The organism is Vreelandella sulfidaeris Esulfide1, from assembly GCF_054072535.1.
In genome coordinates, this window is the sequence record NZ_CM133364.1 from 115,417 (window position 1) to 126,950 (window position 11,534).

Below are 11,534 nucleotides of genomic sequence, written 5' to 3' on the forward strand. Positions count from 1 at the left end.
TATAACCGCCTGTCTTTGCTTGCTGCACTGCTTGCTATACCCCGCTTAATAAGCATGAGAATGATGCTCTTTTTGTACATACGCCAAGCTGATCGCATCTGATATGCTTCGTCGCTTTGCGGTGAGCTAATTAACGCATGAGAGCAAGTGAGGCGAAAATGGTAGCGCAGCAGGATGAGTTTGAAACAATAGCAAACATAACAGCAATCGAGTCTCTGCTGGGCACGTTAATCGAAGGCGGCGGTGTTTCACTTTGCCTTGATGCGGCTGGTGCTCGCCCTGAGCCCATTGTCTTAATGGAGCAGCACCCTGGGCAAACACTGGTGATGGATCTTTCATCTGTCAGTTACTTACTTCACCACCTTCAAGACGGGGCAGCTTTCTACTTACGCGCGCAGGCGCAGGGCAAAGTAGTCCAGACGCCGCTACTGCATTTGACAGAAACACGCCAGGCAGGTGGGCGTTTTCTGTGTTGCTGTGACTATCCTGCTACGTTGGCTATTTTGCAGCGACGCGAGTCATTCCGCGCTGAATTGCGCATGGGGATGGTGGTGATGGCAGGCCTGTATGGTAGCGATACGGATGTGGTAGAAGGCGAGTTGCGAGACCTTTCCCAAGACGGCTGCCAGCTTGAATTGCCTTTAGCGGCCAGTGGTCTATTGGCGGCAGCGGTGAAACCTCTAACACTCGCGTTCACTTTTCCCGATGGTACTTATTTTGAAGTGCTTGGAAATGCCCGTCATCAAAAAACAGATGCTGAACGCCATCTGCTGCGTGTTGGCTTCAACTTCGTTGAGTGCAGCGCAGAACAGGAACGGCAGATTTGGTATTTTGTATGTGAAATAGAGCGCGAGGCGGCCCGTTATAAAAAAGAAGAACAGAGCGAGCGTCAGCCTTCTCCATTATTTGCGCTGCCCAATAAGCGCTCTGGCGCGGGTGAAATGCTTGGGCGACGGGATATCAAGCGCTACGCTACGCCGATGGCGCGTCGGTTGGTAAAAGTAGCGGCCTACCTGGATGCGCAGCTGCTGTCGTTAAAGCAAGGTAGTGATATCGATGGTCGCCAGCTCTCTCGCTATGCTGATCGAATATTGGAGCTTCACGAAGAGGATCGTGAAGCGTTGCTATTTGCCTCTCGCTGCCTATCTCCTGAGCCCTTGTTAGTACGCCACTGTATCGCGGTGGCTATTCATTTGCTCGATTTTGTGGGTGCCAGCATGCCGCGTGAATTGCGCAAAGCAATTGTGGCCAGTGGCCTTATCCATGATCTTGGTAAAGCACTGGTTCCCCAGGTCTTGTTCAAGGCGCCGCACTTTGAGGCGAGTCACCGAGAGGCGATCAGTGAGCATGTCCAGCTGTTGTTTGATCGCTTACATAACTGCCAGTGGCTATCGGCGGGTATTGCACAGGCCGTTATTAGGGGAATTAATGAGCGTATGGATGGCAGTGGATATCCTGAAGGCGCGGACAAGGGTGACCTTAGTGAGCTGGCGAAAGCCAGTGCCGTCGTCGATGTAGTCGAAGCGATGCGGCGTGATCGTGCTGATCGTCCGGCTAAAACAGCGCAACAAATTTATCGGCATTTGCTCCAGCATCCGCACCACTTTGATATGCGCTGGATTAAGCGCTATATCGAGCATTTCAAGGCCTTGCCCGTGGGGTCGCTGGCGTGTTTCTCCAGTCAGCAGCAGGGGTGGGTTTTGCGCTTAGATGACAAGGGCAATCCTGTCGAGGTGCTGCTTGCCCCCACCGTAGAGCCGCCCATGCGTGACAACGTGGGGGCGGTGGTGCGGGACAATATCACTGAGCGCCTTGGACGAGCTGTGAGCGAGATAGCTGTCTCTACCTGAGAGGGTAAAGCGTGTTAGGCATGCGGGAATGATTGGCTTTTTGTGTCAGCAATAAGTTTTCTACATAAAAGCCGTGCTGTCGTTAAAGTCTATCTCTCTTGCGCCGATATAAAGCAGTAGCAGAATGAAGATTGCTATTTAATTAAACATTTAATATTCGTGATTAGCCTGCGTTAAAAGGGTATTAAAATCACGTACAGGAGTTCCGCTTATGACTTACTCTCGCGGTGGCGCCGCCTATGGGCGGGGGGCTAATGCTTATGCGCGCGTCGGCGTAGAAAGCGGAGTGATGTCGGCAGACCCTCACCAGCTTATCGTACTATTATTTGACGGCGCTCAGGCCGCTATCCGTGCTGCGCGAATTCATATGCAGGCAGGCAATACGGCTGAGAAAGGCAAGTCGATATCGAAAGCGATTGATATTGTTAATAGTGGCCTGGCAGCTGCGCTTGATAGAGAAAAAGGCGGAGAGATTGCCGAGCGTTTGGCATCGCTTTATGACTATATTGCGCGCCTATTGTTGGCAGCTAACCTGCGCAACGATGAAGAGAGCTTAAATCAGGCCGAGCGCTTGCTTGAAGATATCGCCTCAGCCTGGCGTGATATTGGTCAACGGCAGAGTGCGTGAGGCAATAATGTCAGCTTTCCCATCCGCTCATGATAAACGGGCTCAAGAGACGCTGCTCACTAGCTATGAAACGCTATTGAGCAGGGTTGAACACATGAATGAGCTGGCCAATGCCGAGCAGTGGGCGGAACTAATTGATCAGCGTACAAGCTATGTGGTGTTGGTAGAACAGCTGCGCGAGCTGGATTTAACCGTATCTCTTGATGCCACTGCCCAACAGCGCAAATCAGAACTGCTTGAACGTATTCTTGAGCACGACGTTAATATTCGGCGTCGCTTAGTGGCGCGCCGTGATGAGCTCGGTAAGCTAATTGAAGTATCGCAACGTCAGCGAGACTTGCACCGTGCTTATGCACCGCAGCAAGGCACTGCGGGGCCATATACAGAAGATGATGCGACGAGGTCGACGTGAGCGGTATTACACCTCTCATTGATACGCTCTTGCACCAAGTGCTGGGGCGACAAGGTGAGGTGTCTTTGAAGCGGGCGCTGGATCAGCCGGTGAAGCCTATTTCGTATAGCGAAGGGCCGCGTGCGGTAATGGGCGATTCAAATTTGGATGGTCGTTCATCGACATCGCCGCTCAATGATCTAAAACGTTTGCCTCTTCCTCTGGATGGAGGGCGAACGTTGCCACGTGGTGAGGCGTTGCCTTCATCACCTGGGTCAACGCAGACGCATTTTAGCCCTGCTGCGCGAACGATTGCCGATGTGCTGCTACGTTTCCCCGCGCCGCCCTCTGTGATGCGGCCCGACGTGGCTCTTATTACCAGCCAAGAAACACCCGGGGCCAGTGCGGTAGCGACGCGATTAGAAGCCAGTATTCGTGATAGTGGGTTGTTTTATGAATCGCACCTAAAGCGCTGGTTTCAGGGCGAGGGAACTCGCCAGCAGCTAATGAACGAACCGCAAATGAAGTCTGGATCTCGTCAGCATGCCGCCTTTTTGCCCACGGGTCAGAATGTTACACAGGCACTGATGAGTGCGAGGTTGGCGCCTCTAGTGGCGCAGCCAGTGGGGCAGGGGGGAATGGCAATTTTACCCAATGTGCCGTTAGTGCCTGCCACGGGTGATCAAGCCTTGTCTGCTCGGTTGGGTGGCGCGACGTCCTCTTTATCCACTGGTTCGACGGCAGCTTCGGCCGCCTCTCCCCAGGCTTCTGCTGCTCCTGTTCCTATGGCTGGCGGGGGGCGTGAGAGTAGTCAGGCTAAAGTAGAGTTAAGCCATGCAAGAGAAATGACAGAGCTGGTAGCTAACCGCCCAGCGCGCGAGATTGTGCATGAAAGCCTGCAGAGTTTGGTACGCCAGCAGCTTGAGATGCTGGTTATGCCGACTATCCGCTGGGAGGGGGATGTCTGGGCAGGCATCTTTATGGCCTTAGTGATCCATCTACCCGCCCGAGAGAAAGGGCAAGAAGATGGGTCGCATGAGGGCGAGCCGGAAGGCGGGTGGCGCTCTGACATGCAGCTAGATGTTCCCAATTTGGGGGCGTTCAACGCGTCGCTATGGCTTTATCGAAATGTGTTAAGTATCGATTTCACCACCGAAAGTACTCAGGCGTATCAGCGCATCGACGCTGGGCTGCCCATGTTAGAGAAGCGGCTAAGTGCCTTGGACTTACAAAAAGTGCAGCTGCGCGCACGCTTTATCGAAGTGGAGAGTGCCCATGGCCACCCCGGGTGAGCGCCGCCGACAAGCCGTTGCACTGGCTTATCAAGAGAATGACCGTGCGCCCCGAGTCGTGGCGAAAGGCTATGGAGATCTGGCCGAGCGCATCATGGCAGAAGCTCAACGACAGGGTATTTATGTGCATGATGCACCTGAGCTTGTGGCGCTGTTAATGCAGCTAGATTTGGACGCAGAAATTCCTGCAGGTCTCTACCAAATCGTTGCAGAACTGCTGGTGTGGGTGTTCGAACTATCAGAAGCAGGGCTAAGCCCTCGCAATACGACTGAGTAGCCAATTATAGACGTTGTATGCAACCATGATGGCTGGTAATTAAAAGTCATTAACGGCGCTAGTATAATGGACACAATGTCGCGCCTGAGTCATTTAATGGAACATCATGAGTCAAACCAACTTTCTCGATGAAATTCAGGAAATAAACTTAGCTTATTTGCTTCTGGCGCAGCGCTTGCTTGATGAAGATCGTGAGGCTGCCATGTTTCGCTTAAAAATAGATAGCGATGTTGCCGAGCTAATTGTGTCACTTAACGCTCGCCAGCTGACTAAGCTTGCACGAACCAGTCAGTTGCTGTGCCGCTTCAGCCAAACAAGTGCTGAACGCTTGCGCCAGCTCACTGACAATCCGCGTGATCAAGGTTTGGCCGGTTTGCATGCGTCGCTGATGTTGGCCAGTGAGCCGTTTGAGCCAATGCCGCCAGGAGAGACAAAGTGAGCCAGAAAAGCTTGGTCGATGAGATGCATCAAGTGCAACTGGCCATCGAATTGATCGAGCTTGGTGCGCGATTACAGGTGCTTGAAACAGAAACAGCATTAAGCCGCACGCGGTTAATTAAGCTGTATAAAGAAGTGCGCGGCATGTCGCCCCCAAAGGGGATGCTGCCTTTCTCCACCGATTGGTTTATTACCTGGCTGCCAAATGTTCATTCGTCGCTGTTTTATAACATATACATAAGCCTAAGGGAGAGGGCGAGCTGTGAGCGTATTGATGCCTTTGTTAAGGCGTATCGTCTCTATGATGAGCAAATGTCGCTTGACAATATGGAGTCGGTTCTTGGGCTGACACGTGCTTGGACATTAGTGCGCTTTTTTGAGAGTGATTTGCTGCAACTCAATGAATGTACGCGTTGCAACGGACAGTTTGTGGCTCACGCCCATAGTCCAGCTCAGCAATATGTGTGCGGAATCTGCCAGCCCCCTTCGCGGGCGGGAAAAACGCGCAAAGCGCAGCAGGATAATAGTGAAAAAATGTAACAATTCCCGTGCCGTTTCCACGAATGGCTGGAATTAGGGTATAAGAAGTAATAATAAGCGTGTAGTGATAAAAGATGAGTGTATCGGCCTAGATAGCTGCAAAATTCGGTGATGCTTTCCCATTAAAAAACAGTTTAGCCCTAGTATGATAAGGCTAATTTATGCTTGAGACGGAATGCTACTTAACCATCAGAACCGGCGGTTAGGTTTTGGTTCCCTTACTTAATACTGAATACCGCAAGGACCCTGCTTGTGCTGATACCTCTAGGCTATGTAATCGTATTGCTGTCTGTGTTTGGTGGCTATGTGCTGGCAGGTGGCAGCTTAGGCCCCCTGTACCAACCGCTTGAGTTGCTTATTATTGGGGGCGCGGGTGTTGGTGCATTTATCGCAGCGAACAATGGCAAGGCGATTAAGGCAACGTTCAAAATCCTACCGCGGCTCAAACGTGCTAAAAAATATAACAAAGCACTCTATATGGAGCTTATGGCGTTGCAGTACAAGTTACTGTCTAAAATTCGTCGTGAGGGCATGTTAGGCATTGAGCGAGATATTGATAATCCGCAAGAGAGTCCACTCTTCCAAGAGCATCCTACGGTACTCGCCGATCCTCATATCATGAATTTCCTGACGGACTATCTGCGCTTAATGGTAAGCGGCGGCATGGAGCCTATGGAAATTGATGAGTTGATGCTGCATGAAATTGAAGTCTTTGAGCAGGAAGCCCATGTCCCCATCGATGCGATTGCCAAAGTGGGCGATGCGATGCCTGCCTTTGGCATTGTCGCAGCGGTCATGGGGGTGGTTAAAACACTTACATATGCTGACGCTTCACCCAGTCAGATGGGTGAAATGATTGCTCATGCGCTAGTGGGCACCTTTCTGGGTATTTTGTTGGGCTATGGTTTCGTCAGCCCACTTGCAAGCTACATCGAACGACAGGCTAAAGAAGCAGAAAAAATGCTTCAGTGCATTCGCATTACGCTACTCGCAAGCTTGCACGGTTACGCGCCGCAGTTAGCTGTTGAATTTGGCCGCAAAGCCCTTTTCGCCGCTGAGCGGCCGAGCTTTACGGAGCTTGAAGAGTACGTAAGGGATGCGAAAAAGGCCGGTAACGCATGAGTAAGGGTGGTGACAAGCGTCCGATCGTCATTCGGCGCAAAAAAGTGGTTCATGCTCACCACGGTGGCGCTTGGAAAATTGCCTTAGCGGATTTTATGACCGCCCTGATGGCCTTTTTTTTAGTGTTATGGATCCTCAGTATCGCCAGCGAAGAAGAGCGGAGGGGAGTCGCTGAGTACTTTAGCACTCCGCTGGTAACCGCTATTACCGGTGGCGACAGCTCAGGTAGTACCAGCGTGATTCCAGGCGGCGGGCCAGACCCAACACACAGCGATGGAGAGCGGGCGCGCATTGATACCCTTCAGCGCACTCGTCCAAGTATGCAGGAGCGACGTTTTTTCAGGGACGTACAAGAGCGGATTGAGCGCGCCATTGAACTTGATCCAGAACTGCGCCAGTTACGCTCACAAATGCGCTTTGACTTAACCCGTGAAGGGCTACGCATACAGTTATTAGATACTGATCAGCGACCCATGTTTGAGTTGGGGAGTGATCAAGTCGCGCCCTACATGCGCAGTTTGCTACGCACGATTGCACCGCTGCTTAATGAACTCCCCAACGAGTTAAGTATTAGTGGGCATACCGATAGCGTGCCCTATGCAGGCGGCTATCGCGGCTACAGTAATTGGGAACTTTCCAATGATCGTGCCAATGCCTCACGCCGCGAGCTTATTTCTGGTGGGTTTGATCCAGGTCAATTGCTACGTGTGTCAGGCTTTGCAGATCGTGTGCTGTTGCCCGAGACTGAGCCAACCGACCCTATCAACCGCCGTATAGAACTGGTAGTGCTGCTACCTGAGATAGCCGATGCCATCCGTAATCCAACCATCATGGGGCCGGAAAGTGTATCGCCGGAAGCTTCAATCGATGCGCTAGAAGCTTCAGCCGAAGCGCAAATTGAATCAACACAACAAGACGAGCCTCAGGCGCAAGATCCCGAGTGACCAGAGCCCGTCATAAAATACGACGTTAAGGTGGAGCGGTGCATGGATATAGCGGATTTTTTTGACACCTTTTTTGAAGAGGCAGAAGAGCTGCTGTCGGATATGGAGCAGCATTTGTTAGAGCTGGATGTCGATGATCCAGACAGTGAGCAGCTCAATGCTATTTTCCGTGCCGCCCACTCGATCAAAGGAGGGGCCGGAACCTTTGGTTTTACCGTGCTGCAGAAAACCACACATATTTTGGAAAACCTTCTCGATTACGCACGTAAGGGCGAACTGACGCTGCGAGCCGACCTCGTCGACACCTTTTTAGAGGCTAAAGACATCATGCATGAGCAACTCGATGCCTACCGCAGCGAAGAGGAGCCAAATCAAGAGGCATTTGAGCGCATTTGCCAAACGCTGCAACAAATTGCCCTGGATGAAATAGGCGAACAGTTAGATGGGCCAGCGACGCCAGCCGCTGAACCACAAGCGCCGTCAGCGCCTGCGCCCAGCAGTGAGGCGAAAGAGAAGCTAGCCGACGGCCATCTGTTGGTCGCGCTGCTTAATGTTAACGATAAAGATCGAGTGTTGCTGGTTGAAGAGTTAGAGCAGCTAGGCGAAGTACAGTCCCAATCAGGCGACGCGAAGCGCTATGAGGTAATCCTCAAAAGCAGCGACAGTGCTGACGATATTGAAGCGGTCATGTGTTTTATTATCGAACCGGATCAAATTGAGATTATGGCCATTGAGGGCGCTACTGAGCCAGCCAGCGCTGTGTCAACAACCCATGAGCCAGAAGCGCCGGTGGCTGTAGCCCCTGCGCCACAAGTATCGACGGAAAAACCATCAGCTACGGCAGGGCCAGCAAAGGCAGTTGCCAAAGAGAAACCTAAAAAAGCCGCCGCTGAATCGTCTTCAATTCGGGTGTCTGTGGATAAAGTCGACCAAATTATCAACTTGGTGGGTGAGTTGATTATTACCCAGTCGATGCTTGATCAAACGGTGAGTGATTTAGAAGACCAGTCCGTGGGTAACAGCTCATTGCAAAATGGCATGAGCCTGTTACAGCGCAACGCACGTGACCTTCAAGAAGCGGTCATGTCGATTCGTATGATCCCAATGGAGTTTGTCTTCAGTCGCTTTCCCAGGGTGGTACGTGACACCGCCGGTAAATTAGGCAAAGAGATCGAGCTGATTACCGAAGGCAAATCGACCGAGCTGGATAAAAGTCTGGTTGAAAGAATTACCGATCCATTAACGCACTTAGTGCGTAACAGCCTTGATCACGGTGTGGAGATGCCGGATGTACGCGAAGCTATCGGCAAGCCGCGTACAGGCAAATTAACGCTATCGGCGCGCCATCAAGGTGGCAATATTTTGATTGAAGTGCGCGATGATGGCGCCGGTATGGACCGTGATCGTCTGCTAGCCAAGGCACGTGAAAACGGCATTAACGTATCTGACACCATGTCCGATGAAGAGGTCTTTCAGCTCATTTTTGCCCCCGGTTTCTCAACCGCTAAAGAAGTCACCGACGTATCCGGTCGTGGCGTGGGCATGGATGTGGTGAAGCGGAATATTCAAAGCATGGGCGGTCGGGTTGAAATCCAGTCGAAGCTAGGCGAAGGCACCAACACGAGGATCGTATTACCGCTTACGCTGGCTATCTTGGACGGTATGTCCATTAAGGTCGGCGGCGAGACATTTATTCTTCCGCTGTCTACCGTGCTTGAGTCACTTCAACCCTCAAAAGACGATATGTACGCCATGGCCGGAGACGACGTGGTGATCAAAGTACGCGACGAATATCTGCCGGTGATCGCTATTCACGAAGTGCTGAATGTCGAAAATGCGATTACTGATCCTACCAAAAGCATCGCCGTTATTGTGCAGGGCGAAGGTCGCCGTTACGCCATGTTGGTCGATGAGTTGATCGGACAGCAGCAAGTCGTAGTCAAAAATCTGGAAGACAATTACCGCAAAGTACCCGGCATCTCGGCCGCGACCATTTTAGGCGACGGTAGCGTTGCGTTGATTCTGGATATTACTGGTTTACACCGCCTGAGCCGATATAAAAAAGAGGCAGGCAAAAAAGTAGTAAACAATCAAAACCTATCATCTTTTAAGGAGGCTGAGCTGTCATGAGTCAAGCCAACAATGGTGCGGTGCTAGCCGCAGAAGCCGAAAACCGCGAATTTTTAGTGTTCTCACTAGGCGATGAAGAGTACGCCATTGATATTTTGAAAGTGCAGGAAATTCGTGGTTACGAAAACGTAACGCGAATTGCTAACGCACCTGACTTTATTAAAGGGGTCACCAATCTACGCGGCGTCATCGTACCCATCGTGGATCTACGCATTAAATTTCACTTCGATAAAGTCGAGTACGGTGGTCAGACGGTCGTGATTGTGGTCAATGTTGCAGATCGCGTGGTTGGCATCGTGGTCGATGGTGTTTCCGACGTCATGACACTGACCCCCGAACAGATTAAGCCGGCGCCAGAATTTGGTGTCACGCTCTCGTCTGATTTCCTGAGTGGATTGGGCAGCCTAGACGATCGCATGTTGGTATTAGTAGACATTGATAAGCTATTAACCAGCGACGAAATGGCGTTAGTGGAAAGCACCAGCAACCACTAAGACCCATCAAGCACGGCACAGGGAGTGTGCCCCCTCCGTTCTTCCTAATGATGCATTCTCGCGCTACGGAAAGTGCTTGCGAGTGCCGACTATGCGTGGAGTAAAAGGCGTGACACAGCGAATGCGGCAATTAATGAATAATATGACAGTTCGCTTAAGTTGGGGGCTCGTATTAGCAACCCTTTCGGTACTTGTCTTAATTGCCAGTGGTATCGGCCTTTATGCTTTGCATCATGGCGCGGCAATCGTGCAGGCATCTAACGATGTGCAAACCCAACAAGCTCTCTTCAGCGCTTTTGCCGCCACAATTCGTTGGGTGCTCCTCGGTATCGTGGTCATGACAATTGCCACGGTTATTGTGGTTATCTGGGGTGTAACCGCCAATGTATTACGCCCGCTGGATCGTTTAGTCAGTCATTTTGAGCGCATGGCCCAGGGTGACTTAAGCCAATCTATCACTTCGCCGGGTAACAATGAGATAGGGCGTCTTTATAGCGCTATGGCGCACATGCAGAGCGCTCTATCGCAAACGGTAGGCACCGTACGGACTAGCGGCACATCGATTTTCGAGCGCTCACAACAAATTGCCAGTGGTAATAACGATCTCTCCTCGCGAACGGAGCAGCAGGCATCTTCATTGGAAGAGACAGCTTCCAGCATGGAGCAATTGGCCTCTACGGTGGGCCATAACGCTGAAAATGCCCGCCAAGCCAGTCAGCTGGCCGGAAGCGCGACTTTGACGGCACGCCGCAGTGGCGAAGAAGTCGGAGAGATTGTTAACACTATGCAGGATATCAGCGCAAGCTCTCATCAGGTCGCTGACATCATTACCGTTATCGATAATATTGCATTTCAAACCAATATCTTGGCACTGAATGCTTCTGTGGAGGCTGCCCGTGCTGGCGAGCATGGTAAAGGCTTCGCCGTGGTCGCTCAGGAAGTTCGTAGCTTGGCCAGTCGGAGTGCATCGGCGGCAAAGGAGATACGCACGCTGATTGAGGCCTCGCTCAGTAAGGTTGATAGTGGCACCCAGCGGGTAAATCATGCCGGGGAAACGATGCAGGGCTTGGTGGCTGCTGTCCAGCGTGTCAGCGATATCATGGACGAAATCGCGGCAGCTTCTGAACAGCAAAGTAGTGGCATTGGTCAAGTGAATCAAGCCGTTGCACAAATGGATCAGGTTGTGCAGCAGAATGCCCAGCTGGTCCAACAGGCTGCAAAAAATGCCAATGAGCTTGAAAGCGAAGCCGCTCGCTTACGAGAAGCGGTGGAGCGTTTCCGTGTTGCTGGGACATCAAATCAAAACGCGCCTTCTTCCTTTTCTACGGTTGCTTCGCCTGAGGCATTGCAGCCGCTATTAGCTGGCCGTAGGCAGCCAGAGAAGCATGACGAAGAGTGGGCATCATTTTAAGCTGCCGAGTAGGGTCG

General features: G+C 51.7%; 12 protein-coding genes. All 12 read left to right on the forward strand.

From position 1 onward, the window contains the following. Positions 1-158 precede the first annotated feature (158 nt). The 12 genes from ACW44H_RS00530 (at position 159) to ACW44H_RS00585 (ending at position 11,517) form a co-directional block, all read left to right on the forward strand. Positions 159-1,850, forward strand: a complete 1,692-nt coding sequence (locus tag ACW44H_RS00530) for an HD domain-containing phosphohydrolase (protein ID WP_457506194.1) — start codon at positions 159-161, stop codon at positions 1,848-1,850. Positions 1,851-2,061: 211 nt separating this feature from the next. After that, positions 2,062-2,478, forward strand: a complete 417-nt coding sequence (fliS, locus tag ACW44H_RS00535; RefSeq protein WP_113271031.1) for a flagellar export chaperone FliS — start codon at positions 2,062-2,064, stop codon at positions 2,476-2,478. A gap of 7 nt (positions 2,479-2,485) precedes the next feature. Further along, positions 2,486-2,890, forward strand: a complete 405-nt coding sequence (fliT, locus tag ACW44H_RS00540; RefSeq protein ID WP_457506195.1) for a flagellar protein FliT — start codon at positions 2,486-2,488, stop codon at positions 2,888-2,890. Next, a complete protein-coding gene (fliK, locus tag ACW44H_RS00545; protein WP_457506196.1) occupies positions 2,887-4,161 on the forward strand; it encodes a flagellar hook-length control protein FliK in 1,275 nt (424 codons plus the stop codon). Before fliT ends, fliK begins: the two co-directional genes overlap by 4 nt. Then, complete coding sequence (locus ACW44H_RS00550) at positions 4,145-4,438, forward strand: EscU/YscU/HrcU family type III secretion system export apparatus switch protein (RefSeq protein WP_457506197.1); 294 nt, start codon at positions 4,145-4,147, stop codon at positions 4,436-4,438. The genes fliK and ACW44H_RS00550 overlap by 17 nt, the downstream gene beginning before the upstream one ends. Positions 4,439-4,544: 106 nt before the next feature. Further along, positions 4,545-4,877, forward strand: a complete 333-nt coding sequence (gene flhD, locus ACW44H_RS00555; RefSeq protein ID WP_447045184.1) for a flagellar transcriptional regulator FlhD — start codon at positions 4,545-4,547, stop codon at positions 4,875-4,877. After that, the gene (gene flhC, locus ACW44H_RS00560; RefSeq protein WP_113271035.1) at positions 4,874-5,416 is read left to right on the forward strand and encodes a flagellar transcriptional regulator FlhC; all 543 of its coding nucleotides are present in this window, start codon (positions 4,874-4,876) and stop codon (positions 5,414-5,416) included. Before flhD ends, flhC begins: the two co-directional genes overlap by 4 nt. Positions 5,417-5,668: 252 nt before the next feature. Next, complete coding sequence (gene motA / locus ACW44H_RS00565; protein ID WP_113271036.1) at positions 5,669-6,538, forward strand: flagellar motor stator protein MotA; 870 nt, start codon at positions 5,669-5,671, stop codon at positions 6,536-6,538. Next, on the forward strand, positions 6,535-7,482 hold the full coding sequence (gene motB, locus ACW44H_RS00570) for a flagellar motor protein MotB (protein ID WP_457506198.1): 948 nt from the start codon (positions 6,535-6,537) through the stop codon (positions 7,480-7,482). Before motA ends, motB begins: the two co-directional genes overlap by 4 nt. 42 nt (positions 7,483-7,524) lie before the next feature. Then, positions 7,525-9,612, forward strand: coding sequence for a chemotaxis protein CheA (gene cheA, locus ACW44H_RS00575; protein WP_457506199.1), 2,088 nt, complete (start codon positions 7,525-7,527; stop codon positions 9,610-9,612). After that, the gene (cheW, locus tag ACW44H_RS00580) at positions 9,609-10,106 is read left to right on the forward strand and encodes a chemotaxis protein CheW (RefSeq protein WP_113271039.1); all 498 of its coding nucleotides are present in this window, start codon (positions 9,609-9,611) and stop codon (positions 10,104-10,106) included. Before cheA ends, cheW begins: the two co-directional genes overlap by 4 nt. Before the next feature lie 133 nt (positions 10,107-10,239). Next, positions 10,240-11,517: a methyl-accepting chemotaxis protein gene (locus ACW44H_RS00585; RefSeq protein WP_113271066.1), complete on the forward strand. Its 1,278-nt coding sequence runs from the start codon at positions 10,240-10,242 to the stop codon at positions 11,515-11,517. The last annotated feature ends 17 nt before the right edge of the window (positions 11,518-11,534 follow it).